Below are 17,629 nucleotides of genomic sequence, written 5' to 3' on the forward strand. Positions count from 1 at the left end.
GGAACGAGCTACTCCGCGACGCCGATGTCCTCGTTCCACAGCTCCGGCTTCGCGGCGATGAAGTCCTCCATCAGGCGCACGCACCGCTCGTCGTCGAGCACCGTGACCGCGACGCCGTGCTCGGCGAGCCAGTCGTGGCCGCCGTGGAACGTGCGGGCCTCGCCGATCACCACGGCGCCGATGTTGAACTGCCGGATCAGGCCGCTGCAGTACCAGCAGGGCGACAACGTGGTGACCATCGTCGTGCGCCGGTAGTCCCGCTGCCTGCCCGCGTTGCGGAAGGCCGCCGTCTCGCCGTGCACCGAGGGGTCGTCGTCCTGCACGCGCCGGTTGTGGCCCTGGCCGAGCACCTCGCCGTCGGGCCCCAGCAGGGCGGCCCCGATCGGGATCCCGCCCGACGCCAGACCCTTCCGGGCCTCCTCCAGTGCGATCTCCAAGCCCAGGGACATGGGGGTCAGCCTACGGAGATGGCGTCGAGCCGCTCGCGGATGAAGGGTCCGCACGTCACCGCGGGGCCGCCGTCGAGCGGGGTGACGACGGCGTCGTGGTCCAGCTCGAAGAACCAGACCAGCGACACCAGCTCCTCGGTCGGTGCGCCCGCCTGCGGGGGGAGCACCCGGTGCCTGCCGGAGCGCCAACGCCCCCCGCTCCACAACGCGAGCAGGTCGCCGATGTTGATCGTGAGGGCGGCCGGGTCGTAGGGCGCGTCCCGCCAGCCGCGGGCGTCCGTGTGCACCTGCAGTCCGCCCGCGCCGGGCTCGCGGTCCAGCACCGTGACCGTGCCGAAGTCCGTGTGCGGGCCGATCCGGAACTGCCCCGGCGCGGGCTCGCCGACCTCGGTCAGCGGCGGGTACCGGTTGACGTTGAAGGTCCACGTCGGGTTCACCGTGTCGAAGGCGGGCGCCTCCAGCAGGGAGGTGCAGAGGGCGAGCAGCGCGTCGGACAGCCGACGCATGTGCGCGGCGTACTCGCGCACCGCCGCCCGCAGCGCCGCCGACGGCCAGACGTTCGGCGGGAACCACACGTCGACGGCCGGGTCGCCGGTCGGCGTCTCCGGCCCGAACGCGAGGGACTCCTTGAGGTCCGGAACCGACTCGCCCTCGATCGCCCCGTTCGCCTCGACGCCGGGAGCGAGCCATCCGCGCCCGCCGATCCGCGCCGAGAACCGCTCCTTCTCCGCGAGGGGCTGTGTGAGGAAGGCCTGCGCCTCGGCGCGCACCTCCGCGGCGAGCCCCGGGGGCACCCCGTGCCCGGTCACCAGCAGGAAACCCGCCTCGCGCAGGGAGGCGTCGACCGCCGTGGGATCGGGGGACCCCAGGTCGACGGTCCGGATCGGCTCGCTCATCCGACCGACCATGCAGCCCCGCACCTCCCCGGGCAAGCGTGGCAACGGAGTCGAAACACCGCCTACGCTGGTCGCATGGAACCGTCCGCTCCCGATCCGGCGGTTCCCGCAGATCTCGCGCTGCTCCGCCGTCACGAACCCATCCTCCGCTACACCCACGGCGAGCTGTTCCTGCCGATCGCGGTGGACGACTACGTCGCGCGGTGCAGCCTGTGGGACGACCGGGACGCCCCGCTCATCCCCGCGGGCGAGCTGACCCTGGACTCGCTCGCCGAGGAGGGCCGCCGCTACCGGGAGCACCGGCTGCACCTGCGGTTCGTGCAGAAGTCGTTGCGGGCCAAGGAGGTCCGCCACTGGAGGCGCACCGAGCGACCGCGGGTCGGCGGGATCGGGCGGTTCGCGGCGGTGGGCGTGATCGCGCGGCTGATCGACGTCGTGCTGCGGCTGTCGCTGCTCGTGCGCGGCAAGGTGCCCAACGGGCTGGTCGCCGCCGCCCACCAGAACAGCCTCGAGCTGCGCGGTGCCACCTACTACGGTCGCGTGGTCCGCACGGCGGGCTACACGGTCCTGCAGTACTGGTACTTCTACGCCTTCAACGACTGGCGCTCGACGTTCCACGGCGTCAACGACCACGAGGCGGACTGGGAGACCGTCGCCGTGTACCTCGCCCCGGGGCCTGCGGGCGAGCTCGTCCCCACCTGGGTCGCGGGCTCCTCCCACGACCACACCGGGGACGACCTGCGCCGCCGCTGGGACGATCCGCTGCTGGACCGCGAGGGCGACCATCCGGTGCTCTACCCCGGCGCCGGCTCGCACTCGCACGCGTTCGTGGCCGGGGACTACGTGGTCAGCGTGGGTCTGCCTGCCCTGCGCGCGGTGCTGCGGTTCGTCCAACGCGTGCGGCGCTGGCTCACGCCGTTCGCCCCCGTGCCGGGCACCGGCGGCTTCGACATCCCGTACATCGACTACGCCCGGGGTGACGGCGCCCGGGTCGACGAGTGGACCGTCGTCCCGATCGACGACGGCACGCCCTGGCTGCGCGACTTCCGCGGCCTCTGGGGCCTGGACACCAAGGACTCGTTCGGGGGCGAGCGGGCACCCGCGGGCCCCCGCTACGAACGCGACGGGACCGTCCGCGTCTCCTGGGCGGACCCGCTCGGCTGGGCGGGCCTGGACAAGGTCCCGGCGACCGCCGAGGAGGAGGCCGCAGCCCTCGCCGAGCGGATGAAACTGCTGCAGACCCGGGTGGACGAGCTCGAGACCCAGATCACCGCCGAGCGGCTCGCCGTCCGCGGGCTCTACGCGGAGATCCGCACCCTCGCCGCCCGGTCCGACGCCGCCCCCGGCCTCTCCGAGCACGTCGCAGAGCTGCACGCGAAGGAGTCGACCCTGAAGTCGCTGGTCGCCGAGAGGGTGCGGCTCACCGAGGAGATCGACGTCCAGGCCGACCGGTTGGCGGGCCCGCGTCCCGCCGGGCCGCCGGACGCCCACCTACACCGCCCGCACCTGCCGTACGTGGTGCCCGCGGACTTCCGGTCGCGGTTCCTGCGGGTGTGGGCGGCGCTCTCGATCCCGGTGCTGATCGGCGGGCTGGGGGCGCTGCTCTTCTGGCCGCAGCTGTCGACGCTGCTGTGGTTCGCGATCGGCCTGGTCGCCTTCGCGGTGGTGGAGTCCGTGGCCCGACGCCGGTCGATCGAGTTCGCGGCCAGCCTCGCCGGGCTGGCGATCACCGCCCTGGTCGTGACGGGTGTGGTGGTCGCGCTGCTGTCCGGCTGGAAGATCGTGACCGCTGGGGCCCTGGCGCTCGCCGCCCTGATCCTGCTCGTGGTGAATGTGCGGGAGCTCAGGGGGCGCTGAAGATCGCACGTTTCGTGCTCTCAGCGCGGCAAGATCGCTGTCTGCGTGCGCTCAGCGCGGTGGTCACGACGCTGGGAGCACGAAACGTGCGATCAAGGAAGCGACGCCCGCACGTTCCGCGTGACCACCGCTCGCGCCGCCAGATCGGAGTCGGCGGGGTAGTCCACTCCCACGAGCGTCAGGCCGTGGGCCGGTGCCACCGGCACTCCCGACTCCCGCTCGCGCCGCGCCAGCAGCGACGCGGGCCAGTCGACCGCCCCTCGCCCCCGCCCGACCTCCAGCAACGCGCCGATCAGGCTGCGCACCATCGAGTGGCAGAACGCGTCCGCGGACAGCTCCGCGACCAGGACACCGTTCGACGCCGACCACGACAGGCGCTCCAGCCCCCGCACGGTGGTCGCCCCCTCCCGGCGCTTGCAGAAGGCGGCGAAGTCGTGCTCGCCGACGAGCAGCGCCGAGGCCGCGTGCACCGCGGCGAGGTCGACGGGATGCGGCCAGGACAGGGTGTCCCTGGCGCGCAACGGCTCCGCTCCCCACGGGGCGGTCGCCACGCGGTACTCGTAGTGCCGGCGGAGGGCCGAGAACCGGGCGTCGAACTGTGGGGGGACCGGTGTGACCGCGCGGACGCGGACGTCGGGTGGGAGCAGCCGGGCGAGCCTGCGCACCAGCCACGCCGTGTCGAGGTCCGCGAGGTCGGTGTGCGCGACCTGGCCCGAGGCGTGCACCCCGGCATCGGTCCGCCCCGCCACGGTGAGCTGCACGGACGACCGCAGGAGACGGGACAGGGCCTCGGTGAGCACCCCCTGCACCGTCCGCAGCGCAGGCTGCGTGGCCCATCCCGAGAAGTCCGTGCCGTCGTAGGCGACGTCGAGACGAAAGCGAACGAGCCCGCCGTCCGGGAGGACGACGGGCTCGGTCACGGGTGGAACCTCAGGAATCGGCCTTCTCCTGCTGCGACGCCGGCAGCGCGAACCCTGCGGCCTCGGCGGCCTCCGGGGTGGCGAACCAGACCTCGGCCACGGTGCGGTCGTAGTGCGCCGTCCCGGGCACGTGGTACAGCTTCGAGTCCTCGTTGCCCTTGACCGGGAAACCCTCGGGAGCCTCGGCGGCGTCCTCGAGCGGGGCGTGGCTGCCCTCGCCGTACGGCGCGTCGGCGGTCGAGGTGGACTCCTCGGCGGGCGACTCCTCGGAGGCGGCGAGCTCCTCCGCGGCCTCCGTCGAGGCCGCCTGGGCGGCCTTGATGGCGTCGTCGTCCGTGGTCTCCGCGGGGGTCTCCGCGGTGGCCTGCGAGGCGGCGGCCCGGCGGGCACGGTTGGCCTCGTCGGTGACCGTCTTCTGCTGGATCAGCTCGATGACGGCCATCTTGGCGTTGTCGCCCTTGCGCGGCATCGTCTTCGTGATGCGCGTGTAGCCACCGTTGCGGTCCGCGTAGAACGGGCCGATCTCCTCGACGAGCCGGTGCACGACCGACTTGTCGCGGATGAGCTTCATGATCTCCCGGCGGTTGTGCAGGTCGCCCCGCTTCGCCTTGGTGATCAGCCGCTCGGCGTAGGGCCGCAGCCTGCGGGCCTTCGCCTCGGTGGTGGTGATCCGGCCGTGCTGGAACAGCGCGGTAGCCAGGTTGGCCAGGATCAGCCGCTGGTGAGCGGGCGACCCGCCGAGGCGAGCCCCCTTGGTGGGCTGAGGCATGGCTACAACTGCTCCGTTTCTGCGTAGTCCTGGCCGTCGTCACCGAACGGGTCGGCGTCGTAGCCACCGTCGCTGCCGTAGTCGGCGGCTGCGGCGGAGGGGTCGAACCCGGGCGGGCTGTCCTTGAGCGCGAGACCGAGGCCGACGAGCTTCATCTTGACCTCGTCGATCGACTTCGCGCCGAAGTTGCGGATGTCCAGCAGGTCCGCCTCGCTGCGCCCGACGAGCTCACCCACGGTGTGGATGCCCTCGCGCTTGAGGCAGTTGTAGGACCGGACCGTGAGGTCGAGCTCCTCGATCGGCATCGCGAAGGCCGCGATGGTGTCCGCCTCCTGGGGCGACGGGCCGATCTCGATGCCCTCGGCGTCGACGTTCAGCTCGCGGGCGAGGCCGAACAGCTCGACGAGGGTCTTGCCTGCCGACGCCAGGGCGTCGCGCGGGCCGATGGACGGCTTCGACTCGACGTCCAGGACCAGCTTGTCGAAGTCCGTGCGCTGCTCGACACGGGTGGCCTCGACCTTGTAGGTCACCTTCAGCACCGGCGAGTAGATCGAGTCGACCGGGATGCGGCCGATCTCGGCGCCGGTGGCCTTGTTCTGCATCGCCGGGACGTAGCCACGACCCCGCTCGACGACGAGCTCCACCTCGAGGCGGCCCTTGTCGTTCAGCGTGGCGATGTGCAGGTCCGGGTTGTGCACGGTGACACCGGCGGGCGGGACGATGTCCCCCGCGGTGACCGCACCCGGGCCCTGCTTGCGCAGGTACATCGTGACCGGCTCGTCCTCCTCGGAGCTCACCACGAGCTCCTTGAGGTTCAGGATGATGTCGGTGACGTCCTCCTTCACCCCCGGGACGGTGGTGAACTCGTGCAGCACGCCGTCGATGCGGATGCTGGTCACCGCGGCCCCCGGGATGGAGGACAGCAGAGTGCGGCGGAGCGAGTTGCCGAGCGTGTAGCCGAAGCCGGGCTCGAGCGGCTCGATGACGAACCGGGAGCGGGTCTCGGTGACCGAATCCTCGGTCAGGGTGGGGCGCTGAGAGATCAGCACAGTACGTATCTCCTTCGTATGCCGCGGCACCCACTATTTGATGCCGCAGTGAGCCCCCCGCCCCACTGCAGGGCGGGGGGACGACCAGGAGACCGGCGAGCGCCTACTTGGAGTAGAGCTCGACGATCAGCTGCTCGGTGACCTGCGTGTCGATCTGCGCCCGCTCGGGGAGCTGGTGCACGAGGATCCGCAGGTTCGACGGGACGACCTGCAGCCACGCCGGGACCGGACGGTCGCCGACGAGCTCCTTCGCGATGACGAACGGGTCGAGGCTCATCGACTTCGGCTTGACGTCGATGATGTCGTACTGCGAGACGCGGAAGCTGGGGATGTCCACCTTCTGGCCGTTGACCAGGAAGTGCCCGTGGTTCACCAGCTGCCGGGCCATCCGCCGGGTGCGCGCGAGGCCCGCCCGGTAGACGACGTTGTCCAGCCGCGACTCGAGGATGCGGAGCAGCTCGTCACCGGTCTTGCCGGAACGGCGGTTCGCCTCCTCGTAGTACGAGCGGAACTGCTTCTCCAGCACGCCGTAGGCGAAGCGCGCCTTCTGCTTCTCCTGCATCTGCAGGAGGTACTCGGTCTCCTTGATCCGGATCCGGCCGTGCTGGCCGGGCGGATACGGGCGACGCTCGAAGGCCTGGTCGCCGCCGACGAGGTCGACCTTCAGTCGGCGGGACTTGCGGGTCATGGGTCCGGTGTAACGAGCCATGAGTGGTTACTCCCTTTCCCTTAGACCCGGCGCCGCTTGGGCGGGCGGCATCCGTTGTGCGGCTGGGGCGTGACGTCCGAGATCGTCCCGACCTCGAGGCCTGCGGCCTGGAGCGAGCGGATCGCGGTCTCGCGGCCGGAACCCGGCCCCTTGACGAAGACGTCGACCTTCTTCATGCCGTGCTCGGCCGCCTTGCGGGCGGCGGACTCGGCGGCCATCTGCGCCGCGAACGGCGTGGACTTGCGCGAGCCCTTGAACCCGACGTGACCGGCGGAGGCCCAGGCGATGACGGCACCGGTCGGGTCCGTGATGGACACGATGGTGTTGTTGAACGTCGACTTGATGTGCGCGTGGCCGTGCGCGACGTTCTTCTTCTCCTTGCGGCGGACCTTCTTGGGTCCGGCCGCGCCACGGGTGCGGGGCGGCATTACTTCTTACCTGCCTTCTTCTTGCCCGCCACGGTCTTCTTCGGGCCCTTGCGACCGCGCGCGTTGGTCTTGGTGCGCTGGCCGCGGACCGGAAGTCCACGACGGTGGCGGATGCCCTGGTAGCACCCGATCTCGATCTTGCGACGGATGTCGGCCTGCACCTCGCGGCGAAGGTCACCCTCGACGCGGAGGTTGCCCTCGATGTACTCGCGCAGGGACGCGAGCTGCTCGTCGGTCAGGTCCTTGCTCCGCAGGTCCTTGCTGATACCCGTGGCGCTGAGGATCTCGAGGGAGCGGGAACGCCCGATCCCGAAGATGTAGGTCAGTGCGACCTCCATCCGCTTGTCGCGGGGGAGGTCGACACCAGAGAGTCGTGCCATGCGGCGGGTGTCTCCTTGTCGGTGCCGGGTACTCCCGACGGTCGTCCCCACTGACTAGGCGGGGCCCTGGCCCGGTACCAGGGGTGAACCGCGCCTCTCGTGGCGCGGCAGATCCGTCGGGTTCCTCTGTGAGCAGCTGCTCCGCGAGGTGCGGGTGATCAGCCCTGGCGCTGCTTGTGGCGCAGGTTCTCGCAGATCACCATGACCCGCCCGTGACGGCGGATCACCTTGCACTTGTCGCAGATCGGCTTGACGCTCGGCTTGACCTTCACGTCTTGTCCGTTCTCGAACGAGTCACTTGTAGCGGTAGACGATGCGGCCGCGGGAGAGGTCGTACGGAGAGAGCTCCACGACCACCCGGTCCTCAGGGAGGATCCGGATGTAGTGCTGCCGCATCTTCCCGCTGATGTGCGCGAGGACCCGGTGCCCGTTCTCCAGCTCCACGCGGAACATCGCGTTCGGCAGGGGTTCGACGACCCGGCCCTCGACCTCGATCGCCCCGTCCTTCTTGGCCATGTCCTCCGCGTTCCGTGACAGATTTTCTTCGATGGGGTACTGCAGGCGCACCACGGGGCGGGACGGGACCAGGGGTGCTGAGACGAACGCAGAACACGACCGGAACCGGCGCCACACGGCGCGCCGATGGTCCAGTGTACGTGTGCTTGACTTCCGCTGCGCGAAGGGGGTACTCGCGCGGGAATCCGGTTGACCTCAACCCCGGTACAGGTGGTCCGATACGTCCTGTGAGCACCGGAACGACCCCCAGCGTACCCACGCGGCTGCCCCGTCCGCTGCGCCCGTTCCGGCACCGCGACTACGCCCTGCTGGCCGCGTCCATGGCCGCCTCGCTGTTCGCGAGCGGGCTCTGGATCGTCGCACTGGTCTACCAGGTCATCGAGCTGGGCGGCGGGCCGTCGCAGCTGTCGCTGGTCAGCGCCGCGGCCGCGACCGGGCTGCTGGTGTCGGTGCTGCTGGGCGGGGTGGCCGCCGACCGGATGTCCCGACGGCTACTGCTCCGGCTCGTCGAGACCGTCCGGATCGCGATGGCCGCACTGGCCGCCACGCTGGCCCTGACGGGCACGCTGGAGCTGTGGAGCCTGGCCGCGATCGCGTTCGTCGTCGGGTCCGCCGAGGCCTTCTTCTTCCCCGCGTACTCCGCGATCCTGCCGACCCTGCTCCCTCCGGACGAGCTGCTCGCCGCCAACGGGCTGGAGGGCATCCTCCGACCCGTCACGATGTATGCGGCGGGACCGGCGCTCGCGGGCGTGCTGGTCGCGGGCCTGGGCCCCGGGTACGCCCTGGGCGGCGCCTCCGCGGGCTACCTGCTGGCGCTGCTCCCCCTGCTGTTCATGCGCGTGCCGCCCGCCGCGGACGAGGAGCGCGAGGCGACCTCCGTCCTCGGTGACCTCCGCGAGGGGTTCCGCTACCTCCTGCGCACCGGCTGGCTGTTCGCCACGCTGGCGTTCGCCGTGCTGCTGGTGCTCGTGGTGATCGGGCCCATCGAAGTGCTGCTGCCGTTCGCCGTCCGGGACCAGACGGGCAGTGGACCCGGCGGGTACGCCCTGGTCCTGACCCTGTTCGGGCTGGGCGGGGCGGTCGGGTCGCTGGCCGCCTCGGCGGGCCGGATGCCACGCCGGTACCTCACCGTGATGATCCTGCTGTGGGGCCTCGGCGGGATCCCGCTGGCGCTGGTCGGCTTCACCGACCGGCTCTGGGTGATGGCGGTCGTCGTGTGCGTGGTCGGTGCCGCGCACGGTGCGGCCATGGTCATCTGGGGAACGCTGCTGCAGCGTCGGGTCCCGCCGCACCTGCTCGGCCGGGTCTCCAGCCTGGACTTCTTCGTCTCGCTGGCCCTCATGCCGGTGTCGACGGCGCTGGCGGGCCCGGTGGGCGAGGCCATCGGCATCCCGCTGACCTTCGTCCTGGCGGCCCTGGTCCCGGTCCCCCTGGCGGTCCTGGCCCTGACCCTCTGGCGCCTGCCGAAGGACGAGGCCGCCCACCCCCTGGACTGAGCGGAGGTCAGGCCGGGAGGGTCAGGACGGAGTGCCCGTCCCCCGTGACCGCCACGGTGTGCTCCCAGTGCACGGCGCGTCCGCCGGACTCGGTGACGACGGTCCACCCGTCCGCGAGCTCCCGGGTCTCCGGGTCCCCCGCGGTGAGCATCGGCTCGATCGCCAGGGCCATCCCCGGGACGAGCTTCGGGCCCTTGCCCGGCTCGCCGTGGTTGGGCAGGAAGGGGTCCATGTGCATGGACGTGCCGATCCCGTGCCCGCCGTACTCGGCGACGATCCCGTAGTCCGCCGCGTCCGCGACCGCGGCGGCCCGGCAGGCCTCCTGGATCGCGTAGGAGATGTCCGTGAGGCGGGCCCCGGGGCGCACGGCCTCGATGCCCGCCCACATCGCCGCCTCGCACGCCTTCGACAGCGCGAGGTCGGCGTCGGACGCCTCCCCCACGGCCAGCGTGACGGCGGAGTCGCCGTGCCAGCCGTCGAGGATGGCGCCGCAGTCCACGGAGATCAGGTCGCCCTCGGCGAGCACCTGCGCCGCCGACGGGATGCCGTGCACGATCTGCTCGTTCACCGACGCGCAGATGCTGGCCGGGAAGCCGTGGTAGCCCAGGAACGAGGGCACGGCCCCCGCCTCCCGGATCACCTGCTCGGCGACGGCGTCGAGCTCGGCGGTGGAGACCCCGGGCTTGGCGAGGTCGGCGACAGCGGCCAGCGCGGCCGCGACGACGGCTCCCGCCGCCCGCATGGCCTCGATCTCGACCTGGCTCTTGAGCTCGATGTCTCGCCCCCGTAGCCGTGCCAGCGCGCCTCGCACGCCGCCTCGCCTCCCGGTCACCCGGGCCTCCCTCGGTCCGCTAGCTGCGCGCGTCGAGCGCCTTCGTGACGCGGTCCGTGACCTCGGCGACCTCGCCGACGGCGTCGATCGTGACGAGCCGGTCCGCGTAGTACTCCAGCAGCGGGGCGGTCTCGTCCCGGTAGACCTGCTGCCGGTTGCGGATGACGTCCTCGTTGTCGTCCGAGCGGCCTCGGCCCAGGAGCCTACCCACGACGACCTCGTCGTCGATCTTGAACTCGACGACCGCGTCCAGCTGGACACCGTACCCGTCGAGGATCTCCGCGAGGGAGTCCGCCTGGGGCACCGTGCGCGGGAACCCGTCGAGGATGAAGCCCTTGGCGGCGTCCGGCTCCGCGAGCCGGTCCTTGACCATCCCGACGGTGACCGAGTCCGGCACCAGGTCGCCCGCGTCCATGTACCTCTTGGCCTCGAGCCCCAGCGGGGTCTCGTCCTTCAGGTTCGCGCGAAAGAGGTCGCCGGTGGAGATGTGGGGGATGTCGAGCTTCTCGGCCACGCGAGTGGCCTGGGTGCCCTTCCCCGCGCCAGGCGGGCCGACGAGAACGAGTCGCACTGGGAACTCGACCTCCTTGCTTTCTCTACAGGGCCACCCACGATGGCGGCGGCGAGGTGTATCCCGGAGGCCTGAGGGCCCGGGCCGTGTCGATGGTGCATCTTCGACGGCCTGTCGAACAAGGCCCCCTGTTCGCACTCTAACGCAGGAAACCCTCGTAGTTGCGCTGCATGAGCTGGCTCTCGATCTGCTTCACAGTGTCCAACCCGACCCCGACCATGATCAGCACCGCGGTGCCGCCGAAGGGGAAGTTCTGGTTCTGACCGGAGCCCGTGATGCCCAGGAAGAAGTTGGGCAGGACGGCGATGATGCCCAGGTAGAGGGACCCGGGGAGGGTGATCCGGCTGAGCACGAAGTTGAGGTACTCCGCGGTCGGGCGGCCGGGTCTGATGCCCGGGATGAAGCCGCCGAACTTCTTCATCTCGTCCGCCCGCTCCTCCGGGTTGAACGTGATGCCCACGTAGAAGTAGGTGAAGAAGATGATGAGCGCGACGTACAGGAGGATGTGTAGCCAGTTGGACTGGTCGACCAGGTAGGTCTGGACGAACTGCTGGAACCAGCCGCCCTCGTTGCCGAGCAGCCGGGAGATGAGGTCCGGCAGGTACAGCAGCGACGATCCGAAGATCACCGGGATGACGCCCGCCTGGTTCACCTTGAGCGGCAGGTACGTCGACGTGCCGCCGTACATGCGGCGGCCGACCATCCGCTTGGCGTACTGCACCGGGATCCGGCGCTGCCCCTGCTCCACGAACACGACGCTCACGATGATCGCCAGGCCGAACACGCAGACACCCGCGAACACGAGCGGGCCCGCGTTGTTGAGGATGTTCATGCCCTCGGCCGGGATCCGGTGGGCGATCGAGGCGAAGATCAGCAACGACATGCCGTTGCCGATGCCCTTCTCCGTGACCTGCTCACCGAGCCACATGACGATCGCGGTGCCCGCCGTCATCACGATGACGATGATCGACAGCGTCCACACCGTGGAGTTCGGGATGATGGGCTCGCTGCAGTTGCCCAGCAGGGCGCCGCGGTCCGCGAGCGCCACGATCCCGGTGGCCTGCAGGATCGCCAGCGCGATCGTGAGGTACCGGGTGTACTGGGTGAGCTTGTTCTGCCCGGACTGGCCTTCCTTCTTCAGCGCCTCGAACCGCGGGATGACCACGGTGAGCAGCTGGATGATGATCGACGCCGTGATGTACGGCATGATCCCCAGGGCCAGGATGGACAGCTGCAGGAGCGCCCCGCCGGAGAACAGGTTGATCAGCGAGTAGATGCCAGCGTTGTCGCTGCCCTCGACCTGGCGGATGCATTCCTGCACATTGGGGTAGGACACGCCGGGCGACGGGATGTTCGCCCCCAGCCGGTAGACGGCCACGACCCCGAGGGTGAAGAGGATCTTCTTCCGGAGATCCGGGGTCGTGAGGGCCGCCCGGAATGCACTGAGCACCGCGGTGATCCTCCTGGTCTACGCCCCGACAGCCGCAGATGAACTAATGGCCCGGGTGGGATTCGACTCTAACAGCGACGACGCCGCCCGTTCGGCCGCCCCTCTCGGGGCGGACCGTACGGACGGCGTCGCCGGTGGTACCTGTTTACAGTTCGCTGGCAGAGCCGCCGGCGGCCACGATCTTCTCCTTGGCGGAGCCGGAGAAGGCGTTCGCGGTGACGGTGAGCTTCACACCGTCGAGGTCCCCGGTGCCGAGGATCTTGACCGGGTGGCCCTTGCGGACCGCGCCTGCCTCGACGAGGGCCTCGGGGGTCACCTCGCCGCCCTTCGGGAAGAGCACGGCCAGGTCGCCGACGTTCACGACCTGGAACTCGACCCGGAACCGGTTCTTGAAGCCCTTGAGCTTGGGCAGCCGCATGTGCAGCGGCATCTGCCCGCCCTCGAAGGCCGGGGACACGGTCTTGCGGGCCTTGGTGCCCTTGGTACCGCGACCGGCCGTCTTGCCCTTGGAGCCCTCACCACGACCCACGCGGGTCTTGGCGGTCTTGGCGCCGGGAGCCGGACGCAGGTGGTGAACCTTGATCGTCTCGCTCATCAGGAACTCACCTCCTCGACCGTCACGAGGTGACGGACCGTGTTGATCATCCCGCGAACCTGCGAGTTGTCCGGCCACTCCTGCGACTGGCGGATCTTGCGCAGGCCGAGGGCCTTCAGGGTCTCGCGCTGGTTGCGCTGCCCGCCGATGGCGGACTTGACCTGGGTGACCTTCAGCTTCTTGTCGGCCATCCCGCTCACACCCTCGCAGCCTGGGCGGCCTCGGCCCGGGCACGGAGCATGGAGGCGGGCGCGACGTCCTCGAGCGGCAGGCCGCGACGGGCCGCCACCTCCTCCGGACGCTGGATCATCTTCAGCGCGGCCACCGTGGCGTGCACGATGTTGATCGCGTTGTCGCTGCCCAACGACTTCGAGAGGATGTCGTGGATGCCGGCGCACTCCAGCACGGCGCGCACCGGACCACCGGCGATGACACCGGTACCGGGGCTGGCCGGACGGAGCATGACCACACCCGCGGCCGCCTCGCCCTGGACCCGGTGCACGATCGTGCCGCCGATGCGGGGGACGCGGAAGAAGTTCTTCTTCGCCTCCTCGACACCCTTGGCGATCGCGGCCGGGACCTCCTTGGCCTTGCCGTAGCCCACGCCGACCAGACCGTCGCCGTCGCCGACGATCATCAGGGCGGTGAAGCTGAAGCGTCGACCACCCTTGACGACCTTGGCGACACGGTTGATCGTGACGAGCCGCTCGATGTACGGGGTCTTGTCCTGGGCCGCCCCGCCACGGCCTCCGTCGCGGCGGTCCCGGCGGTCGTTGTTCCCGCCCGGTCCACCGCCCTCGCGCCGCGTACGTCCCGGCATCAGACGGTCCCTTCCATCACGTTGGTGTGCATCAGAACTGCAAGCCTCCCTCGCGGGCGGCATCGGCGAGTGCCGCGATGCGACCGTGGTAGCCGAAGCCACCGTGGTCGAACACGACCGCGTCGATGCCCGCGGCCTTGGCCCGCTCGGCGATGAGCTCGCCGACCTTGACGGCCTTGGCCTTCTTGTCGCCCTCGAGGGCGCGCACGTCCGCGTCGAGCGTCGACGCGGAGGCCAGCGTGTGGCCCGCGACGTCGTCGATCAGCTGGACGTGCAGGTGGCGCGAGCTCCGCTTGACGGCCAGACGCGGCCGGTCGGGGCTCCCGCTGAGCTTCTTGCGCAGCCGGGCGTGGCGGCGGGTGACCCCGCGCCGACGGGTTGCGGACACCCGCGAGCCGGTGCGCTTCTTGGCGTTGGCGGAAATCGTGTCGGCCATGGCTTACTTACCCGTCTTCCCGACCTTGCGGCGGACGTTCTCGCCGGCGTACCGCACGCCCTTGCCCTTGTAGGGCTCCGGCTTGCGGATCTTGCGGATGTTCGCCGCGGTCTCGCCCACCAGCTGCTTGTCGATACCCGAGACCGAGAACTTGGTCGGGGACTCGACGGCGAAGGTGATGCCCTCCGGCGGCGTGATGACGACGGGGTGGCTGAACCCGAGGGCGAACTCCAGGTTCGAGCCCTTGAGCACGACGCGGTAACCCACGCCGACGATCTCGAGCTTCTTCTCGTAGCCCTTGGTGACGCCCTCGACGAGGTTGTTCACCAGGGTCCGCGAGAGGCCGTGGTAGGCCTTGGTCTTCCGCTCCTCGTCCGGCCGCTCGACCGACACGACACCGTCGTTCAGCGCGACCGTGATCGGTGCGATCACGGTGTGCGACAGGGTGCCCTTCGGGCCCTTGACGGTGACGGTGCGGCCGTCGATCGTGACGTCGACGCCGGACGGAACGGTGATCGGGAGCTTCCCGATGCGAGACATCGCTTACTCCCTTCTCACCAGACGTAGGCGAGGACTTCCCCGCCCACGCCGGTCCGGTAGGCCTGCTTGTCGGTCATGAGGCCCTGGCTCGTCGAGATGATCGCGACGCCCAGGCCCCCGAGGACACGCGGCAGGTTGGTCGACTTCGCGTAGACCCGCAGGCCCGGCTTCGAGACCCGGCGGAGCCCGGCGACGCTGCGCTCGCGGTTCCGCCCGTACTTGAGCTCGACTACCAGGGACTTGCCGACCTCGGCGTCCTCGGTGTGGTGGCTCGCGATGTAGCCCTCCTTCTGGAGGATCTCCGCAATGGCGACCTTCAGCTTGGAGTGCGGCATCACGACCTGGTCGTGATAGGCCGAGTTCGCGTTCCGCAGACGAGTGAGCATGTCTGCGATCGGATCGGTCATCGTCATGGTGTGGTGTCTCTTTCCCACCGTGGTTCCCCCCGGCGTGCCAGGGGGCCTGCGGCGAACGAAACGACAGCTGGTTCGCTTACCAGCTGCTCTTGCTGACGCCCGGCAGCTCGCCGGCGTGCGCCATCTCGCGGACGCAGATCCGGCAGAGGCCGAACTTGCGCAGGACCGCGCGCGGACGCCCGCACTTCTGGCAGCGGGTGTAGCCGCGAACCTTGAACTTCGGGGTCTTGGCGGCCTTGATCTTCAGCGCCTTCTTCGCCATCTTCTCAGTTCTCCTTGAAGGGGAAGCCGAGCCGGCGCAGGAGCGCCCGGCCTTCCTCGTCCGTGGTCGCGGTGGTCACGACGGTGATGTCCATGCCACGCGGGCGGTCGATCGAGTCCGGGTCGATCTCGTGGAACATGGACTGCTCCGTGAGACCGAACGTGTAGTTGCCCCGCCCGTCGAACTGGTTGGGCGAGAGGCCGCGGAAGTCGCGGATACGCGGCAGCGCGATCGTGAGCAGCCGGTCCAGGAACTCCCACATGCGGTCGTTGCGCAGGGTGACCTTCGCGCCGATCGGCATGCCCTCGCGCAGCTTGAACTGCGCGATGGACTTGGTCGCCCGGCGGACCTGCGGCTTCTGGCCGGTGATGGTGGCCAGGTCGCGGATCGCGCCGTCGATCAGCTTCGAGTCACGGGCGGCGTCTCCGACACCCATGTTCACGACGACCTTCACGACACCCGGGATCTGCATGACGTTCCCGTAGGAGAACTGCTCCTGCAGCTGACCCTTGATCTCGTCGAGGTAGCGCTGCTTGAGGCGCGGGTTGACCTTCTCAGCGGTGGTCATCAGATCTCCTTCCCGGACTTGCGGGAGATCCGGACGCGCTTGGCCTTGCCGCCGTCCTCGGACTCGACGAGCTTCTTGCCGACGCGCGTCGGCGTGCCGTCGGAGTCGACGACCATCACGTTCGAGACGTGGATGGCCGCTTCCTGGGTGACGATCCCGCCGGACTGCGCGCCCCGCTGGTTCTGGCTCACCCGCGTGTGCTTCTTGATCCGGTTCACGCCCTCGACGAGGACCCGGTCGCGCTCGGGGTAGGCCTGGATGACCTTGCCCTTCGCGCCCTTGTCCTTGCCGGCGATGACGAGAACCGTGTCGCCCTTCTTGACCTTCATGAGTTAGAGCACCTCCGGCGCGAGGGAGATGATCTTCATGAACCGGCGGTCGCGGAGCTCGCGACCGACCGGGCCGAAGATGCGGGTCCCCCGCGGCTCGCCGTTGTCCTTGATCAGGACGGCGGCGTTCTCGTCGAACCGGATGTAGCTGCCGTCCGGGCGACGCTTCTCCTTGACCGTGCGCACGATGACCGCCTTGACGACGTCACCGCGCTTCACCCCGGCCGCGGGGATCGCGTCCTTCACGGTGGCGACGATGGTGTCGCCGATCCCCGCGTAGCGCCGCGCCGAACCGCCCAGCACCCGGATGCACAGGATCTCCTTGGCACCGGTGTTGTCGGCGACGCGCAGCCGCGACTCCTGCTGGATCACTTCGCCTTCTCCAGGATCTCGACCAGCCGCCACCGCTTGGTGGCCGACAGCGGCCGGGTCTCCATCAGCCGGACGCGGTCGCCGACGCCGGCCGTGTTGGCCTCGTCGTGCGCCTTGACCTTGCTGGTCCGCCGGATGACCTTGCCGTACAGCGGGTGCTTCACGCGGTCCTCGAGGGACACCACGATCGTCTTGTCCATCTTGTCGGACACGACCAGGCCCTCACGGACCTTCCGCTCCCCGCGCGTCTGCGTTGTCTCGCTCATGCCGCGCCCTCGTTGTCGCTCGGGGCGGCCGAGAGGCCCAGCTCGCGCTCGCGCATGACCGTGTAGATCCGCGCGATGTCGTGCCGGACGGTACGCAGCCGCCGGTTGTTGTCCAGCTGCCCGGTCGCCATCTGGAAGCGGAGGTTGAACAGCTCCTCCTTGGCCTCCTTGACCCGCAGCACGAGCTCCTCGTCGGTCAGCTCACGCAGCTCGGCAGCAGTGGTAGCGGCCGCCATCAGATGTCACCACCCTCACGGGTCACGATCCGGCACTTCATGGGCAGCTTGTGGATGGCGCGACGCAGGGCCTCGCGGGCCAGCTTGTCGTCCGGGTAGCTCATCTCGAAGAGCACCCGGCCGGGCTTCACGTTCGTCACCCACTTCTCGGGGGACCCCTTACCGGAACCCATGCGGGTCTCGGCGGGCTTCTTCGTCAGCGGGCGGTCCGGGAAGACGTTGATCCAGACCTTGCCACCACGCTTGATGTGCCGGTTGATCGCGATACGCGCCGACTCGATCTGGCGGTTGGTGACGTAGGCGGGCTCGAGCGCCTGGATGCCCAGGTCGCCGAACGTGACCCGGGTGCCACCGGTCGACATGCCCGTCCGGTGCGGACGGTGCTGCTTGCGGTGCTTCACCTTGCGGGGGATCAGCATGGCTCAGCTCTCCCCAGTGCTCGGTGCCGGAGCCGCGGTCTCGGCCGG

At 69.9% G+C, this 17,629-nt stretch carries 28 protein-coding genes; 2 read left to right on the plus strand and 26 right to left on the minus strand.

What is annotated here, in order from left to right; translation table 11 throughout:
- Positions 1–8: 8 nt before the first annotated feature.
- Positions 9–449 carry a nucleoside deaminase gene (locus H5J29_RS03890; protein WP_181779516.1) on the minus strand — a complete coding sequence of 147 codons (441 nt, stop codon included), beginning with the start codon at positions 447–449 and terminating at the stop codon, positions 9–11.
- Positions 450–454: 5 nt separating this feature from the next.
- On the minus strand, positions 455–1,345 hold the full coding sequence (locus H5J29_RS03895) for an isopenicillin N synthase family dioxygenase (RefSeq protein ID WP_220186950.1): 891 nt from the start codon (positions 1,343–1,345) through the stop codon (positions 455–457).
- Positions 1,346–1,420: 75 nt separating this feature from the next.
- Here H5J29_RS03895 and H5J29_RS03900 point away from each other — a divergent pair, with 75 nt between their 5' ends.
- Entirely contained in the window at positions 1,421–3,202 is a 1,782-nt protein-coding gene (locus H5J29_RS03900) for a hypothetical protein (RefSeq protein ID WP_181779518.1), read from the plus strand.
- A gap of 92 nt (positions 3,203–3,294) precedes the next feature.
- On the opposite strand, the gene truA is transcribed toward H5J29_RS03900, so the two are convergent.
- The 8 genes from truA to infA all read right to left on the minus strand — a co-directional run bounded on the left by truA (position 3,295) and on the right by infA (position 7,973).
- The gene (gene truA, locus H5J29_RS03905; RefSeq protein WP_181779519.1) at positions 3,295–4,122 is read right to left on the minus strand and encodes a tRNA pseudouridine(38-40) synthase TruA; all 828 of its coding nucleotides are present in this window, start codon (positions 4,120–4,122) and stop codon (positions 3,295–3,297) included.
- A gap of 10 nt (positions 4,123–4,132) precedes the next feature.
- Entirely contained in the window at positions 4,133–4,891 is a 759-nt protein-coding gene (gene rplQ, locus H5J29_RS03910; RefSeq protein WP_181779520.1) for a 50S ribosomal protein L17, sunset domain variant, read from the minus strand.
- Positions 4,892–4,893: 2 nt separating this feature from the next.
- On the minus strand, positions 4,894–5,940 hold the full coding sequence (locus H5J29_RS03915; protein ID WP_181779521.1) for a DNA-directed RNA polymerase subunit alpha: 1,047 nt from the start codon (positions 5,938–5,940) through the stop codon (positions 4,894–4,896).
- 103 nt (positions 5,941–6,043) lie between these two features.
- Positions 6,044–6,649, minus strand: a complete 606-nt coding sequence (rpsD, locus tag H5J29_RS03920) for a 30S ribosomal protein S4 (protein ID WP_181779522.1) — start codon at positions 6,647–6,649, stop codon at positions 6,044–6,046.
- Positions 6,650–6,669: 20 nt separating this feature from the next.
- Positions 6,670–7,077 carry a 30S ribosomal protein S11 gene (rpsK, locus tag H5J29_RS03925; RefSeq protein WP_098958562.1) on the minus strand — a complete coding sequence of 136 codons (408 nt, stop codon included), beginning with the start codon at positions 7,075–7,077 and terminating at the stop codon, positions 6,670–6,672.
- The gene (rpsM, locus tag H5J29_RS03930) at positions 7,077–7,457 is read right to left on the minus strand and encodes a 30S ribosomal protein S13 (RefSeq protein ID WP_181779523.1); all 381 of its coding nucleotides are present in this window, start codon (positions 7,455–7,457) and stop codon (positions 7,077–7,079) included. The genes rpsK and rpsM overlap by 1 nt, the downstream gene beginning before the upstream one ends.
- A gap of 158 nt (positions 7,458–7,615) precedes the next feature.
- On the minus strand, positions 7,616–7,729 hold the full coding sequence (gene rpmJ / locus H5J29_RS34680; protein WP_015883600.1) for a 50S ribosomal protein L36: 114 nt from the start codon (positions 7,727–7,729) through the stop codon (positions 7,616–7,618).
- 22 nt (positions 7,730–7,751) lie between these two features.
- Positions 7,752–7,973, minus strand: a complete 222-nt coding sequence (gene infA / locus H5J29_RS03940; RefSeq protein WP_010228514.1) for a translation initiation factor IF-1 — start codon at positions 7,971–7,973, stop codon at positions 7,752–7,754.
- Between the two features lie 227 nt (positions 7,974–8,200).
- On the opposite strand from infA, the gene H5J29_RS03945 reads away from it, so the two are divergent.
- On the plus strand, positions 8,201–9,469 hold the full coding sequence (locus H5J29_RS03945) for an MFS transporter (RefSeq protein ID WP_181779524.1): 1,269 nt from the start codon (positions 8,201–8,203) through the stop codon (positions 9,467–9,469).
- Between the two features lie 7 nt (positions 9,470–9,476).
- On the opposite strand, the gene map is transcribed toward H5J29_RS03945, so the two are convergent.
- From map to rplP, 16 genes are all read right to left on the minus strand, one after another.
- Entirely contained in the window at positions 9,477–10,301 is an 825-nt protein-coding gene (gene map / locus H5J29_RS03950) for a type I methionyl aminopeptidase (protein WP_181779525.1), read from the minus strand.
- A gap of 19 nt (positions 10,302–10,320) precedes the next feature.
- Positions 10,321–10,872, minus strand: coding sequence for an adenylate kinase (locus H5J29_RS03955; protein ID WP_181779526.1), 552 nt, complete (start codon positions 10,870–10,872; stop codon positions 10,321–10,323).
- Positions 10,873–11,011: 139 nt separating this feature from the next.
- Complete coding sequence (gene secY / locus H5J29_RS03960; protein WP_181779527.1) at positions 11,012–12,322, minus strand: preprotein translocase subunit SecY; 1,311 nt, start codon at positions 12,320–12,322, stop codon at positions 11,012–11,014.
- Positions 12,323–12,467: 145 nt separating this feature from the next.
- Positions 12,468–12,917: a 50S ribosomal protein L15 gene (gene rplO, locus H5J29_RS03965; RefSeq protein WP_181779528.1), complete on the minus strand. Its 450-nt coding sequence runs from the start codon at positions 12,915–12,917 to the stop codon at positions 12,468–12,470.
- A complete protein-coding gene (gene rpmD / locus H5J29_RS03970; protein ID WP_181779529.1) occupies positions 12,917–13,108 on the minus strand; it encodes a 50S ribosomal protein L30 in 192 nt (63 codons plus the stop codon). The genes rplO and rpmD overlap by 1 nt, the downstream gene beginning before the upstream one ends.
- Before the next feature lie 5 nt (positions 13,109–13,113).
- On the minus strand, positions 13,114–13,737 hold the full coding sequence (gene rpsE, locus H5J29_RS03975) for a 30S ribosomal protein S5 (RefSeq protein ID WP_181779530.1): 624 nt from the start codon (positions 13,735–13,737) through the stop codon (positions 13,114–13,116).
- Between the two features lie 31 nt (positions 13,738–13,768).
- The gene (rplR, locus tag H5J29_RS03980) at positions 13,769–14,173 is read right to left on the minus strand and encodes a 50S ribosomal protein L18 (protein ID WP_181779531.1); all 405 of its coding nucleotides are present in this window, start codon (positions 14,171–14,173) and stop codon (positions 13,769–13,771) included.
- Between the two features lie 3 nt (positions 14,174–14,176).
- Positions 14,177–14,713, minus strand: a complete 537-nt coding sequence (gene rplF, locus H5J29_RS03985; RefSeq protein ID WP_181779532.1) for a 50S ribosomal protein L6 — start codon at positions 14,711–14,713, stop codon at positions 14,177–14,179.
- Between the two features lie 14 nt (positions 14,714–14,727).
- Positions 14,728–15,126, minus strand: a complete 399-nt coding sequence (gene rpsH / locus H5J29_RS03990) for a 30S ribosomal protein S8 (protein ID WP_181779533.1) — start codon at positions 15,124–15,126, stop codon at positions 14,728–14,730.
- A 79-nt stretch (positions 15,127–15,205) separates the two neighbouring features.
- The gene (locus H5J29_RS03995; protein WP_181779534.1) at positions 15,206–15,391 is read right to left on the minus strand and encodes a type Z 30S ribosomal protein S14; all 186 of its coding nucleotides are present in this window, start codon (positions 15,389–15,391) and stop codon (positions 15,206–15,208) included.
- Between the two features lie 4 nt (positions 15,392–15,395).
- Positions 15,396–15,959 (minus strand): 50S ribosomal protein L5, encoded by a 564-nt coding sequence (rplE, locus tag H5J29_RS04000; RefSeq protein ID WP_181779535.1) that lies wholly within the window; start codon positions 15,957–15,959, stop codon positions 15,396–15,398.
- Complete coding sequence (gene rplX, locus H5J29_RS04005; RefSeq protein ID WP_181779536.1) at positions 15,959–16,288, minus strand: 50S ribosomal protein L24; 330 nt, start codon at positions 16,286–16,288, stop codon at positions 15,959–15,961. Before rplX ends, rplE begins: the two co-directional genes overlap by 1 nt.
- A gap of 3 nt (positions 16,289–16,291) precedes the next feature.
- Positions 16,292–16,660, minus strand: coding sequence for a 50S ribosomal protein L14 (gene rplN, locus H5J29_RS04010; RefSeq protein WP_181779537.1), 369 nt, complete (start codon positions 16,658–16,660; stop codon positions 16,292–16,294).
- Positions 16,657–16,926, minus strand: a complete 270-nt coding sequence (gene rpsQ, locus H5J29_RS04015; protein WP_181779538.1) for a 30S ribosomal protein S17 — start codon at positions 16,924–16,926, stop codon at positions 16,657–16,659. The genes rplN and rpsQ overlap by 4 nt, the downstream gene beginning before the upstream one ends.
- Positions 16,923–17,162 carry a 50S ribosomal protein L29 gene (gene rpmC, locus H5J29_RS04020; protein ID WP_181779539.1) on the minus strand — a complete coding sequence of 80 codons (240 nt, stop codon included), beginning with the start codon at positions 17,160–17,162 and terminating at the stop codon, positions 16,923–16,925. The genes rpsQ and rpmC overlap by 4 nt, the downstream gene beginning before the upstream one ends.
- A complete protein-coding gene (gene rplP / locus H5J29_RS04025; RefSeq protein ID WP_181779540.1) occupies positions 17,162–17,581 on the minus strand; it encodes a 50S ribosomal protein L16 in 420 nt (139 codons plus the stop codon). The genes rpmC and rplP overlap by 1 nt, the downstream gene beginning before the upstream one ends.
- Between the last annotated feature and the right edge of the window lie 48 nt (positions 17,582–17,629).

The organism is Pseudonocardia pini (assembly GCF_013870575.1).
Lineage (GTDB): Bacteria > Actinomycetota > Actinomycetes > Mycobacteriales > Pseudonocardiaceae > Pseudonocardia > Pseudonocardia pini.

Excerpts from the sequence above, each read along its gene's own strand:
- H5J29_RS03890 (WP_181779516.1), bottom strand. The coding sequence starts at position 449 with ATGTCCCTGGGCTTGGAGATCGCACTGGAGGAGGCCCGGAAGGGTCTG.
- H5J29_RS03895 (WP_220186950.1), bottom strand. The coding sequence starts at position 1,345 with ATGAGCGAGCCGATCCGGACCGTCGACCTGGGGTCCCCCGATCCCACG.
- H5J29_RS03900 (WP_181779518.1), top strand. The coding sequence starts at position 1,421 with ATGGAACCGTCCGCTCCCGATCCGGCGGTTCCCGCAGATCTCGCGCTG.
- rplQ (WP_181779520.1), bottom strand. The coding sequence starts at position 4,891 with ATGCCTCAGCCCACCAAGGGGGCTCGCCTCGGCGGGTCGCCCGCTCAC.
- rpsD (WP_181779522.1), bottom strand. The coding sequence starts at position 6,649 with ATGGCTCGTTACACCGGACCCATGACCCGCAAGTCCCGCCGACTGAAG.
- rpsK (WP_098958562.1), bottom strand. The coding sequence starts at position 7,077 with ATGCCGCCCCGCACCCGTGGCGCGGCCGGACCCAAGAAGGTCCGCCGC.
- rpsM (WP_181779523.1), bottom strand. The coding sequence starts at position 7,457 with ATGGCACGACTCTCTGGTGTCGACCTCCCCCGCGACAAGCGGATGGAG.
- infA (WP_010228514.1), bottom strand. The coding sequence starts at position 7,973 with ATGGCCAAGAAGGACGGGGCGATCGAGGTCGAGGGCCGGGTCGTCGAA.
- rplO (WP_181779528.1), bottom strand. The coding sequence starts at position 12,917 with ATGAGCGAGACGATCAAGGTTCACCACCTGCGTCCGGCTCCCGGCGCC.
- rpmD (WP_181779529.1), bottom strand. The coding sequence starts at position 13,108 with ATGGCCGACAAGAAGCTGAAGGTCACCCAGGTCAAGTCCGCCATCGGC.
- rpsE (WP_181779530.1), bottom strand. The coding sequence starts at position 13,737 with ATGCCGGGACGTACGCGGCGCGAGGGCGGTGGACCGGGCGGGAACAAC.
- rplR (WP_181779531.1), bottom strand. The coding sequence starts at position 14,173 with ATGGCCGACACGATTTCCGCCAACGCCAAGAAGCGCACCGGCTCGCGG.
- rplF (WP_181779532.1), bottom strand. The coding sequence starts at position 14,713 with ATGTCTCGCATCGGGAAGCTCCCGATCACCGTTCCGTCCGGCGTCGAC.
- rpsH (WP_181779533.1), bottom strand. The coding sequence starts at position 15,126 with ATGACGATGACCGATCCGATCGCAGACATGCTCACTCGTCTGCGGAAC.
- H5J29_RS03995 (WP_181779534.1), bottom strand. The coding sequence starts at position 15,391 with ATGGCGAAGAAGGCGCTGAAGATCAAGGCCGCCAAGACCCCGAAGTTC.
- rplE (WP_181779535.1), bottom strand. The coding sequence starts at position 15,959 with ATGACCACCGCTGAGAAGGTCAACCCGCGCCTCAAGCAGCGCTACCTC.
- rplX (WP_181779536.1), bottom strand. The coding sequence starts at position 16,288 with ATGAAGGTCAAGAAGGGCGACACGGTTCTCGTCATCGCCGGCAAGGAC.
- rpsQ (WP_181779538.1), bottom strand. The coding sequence starts at position 16,926 with ATGAGCGAGACAACGCAGACGCGCGGGGAGCGGAAGGTCCGTGAGGGC.
- rpmC (WP_181779539.1), bottom strand. The coding sequence starts at position 17,162 with ATGGCGGCCGCTACCACTGCTGCCGAGCTGCGTGAGCTGACCGACGAG.
- rplP (WP_181779540.1), bottom strand. The coding sequence starts at position 17,581 with ATGCTGATCCCCCGCAAGGTGAAGCACCGCAAGCAGCACCGTCCGCAC.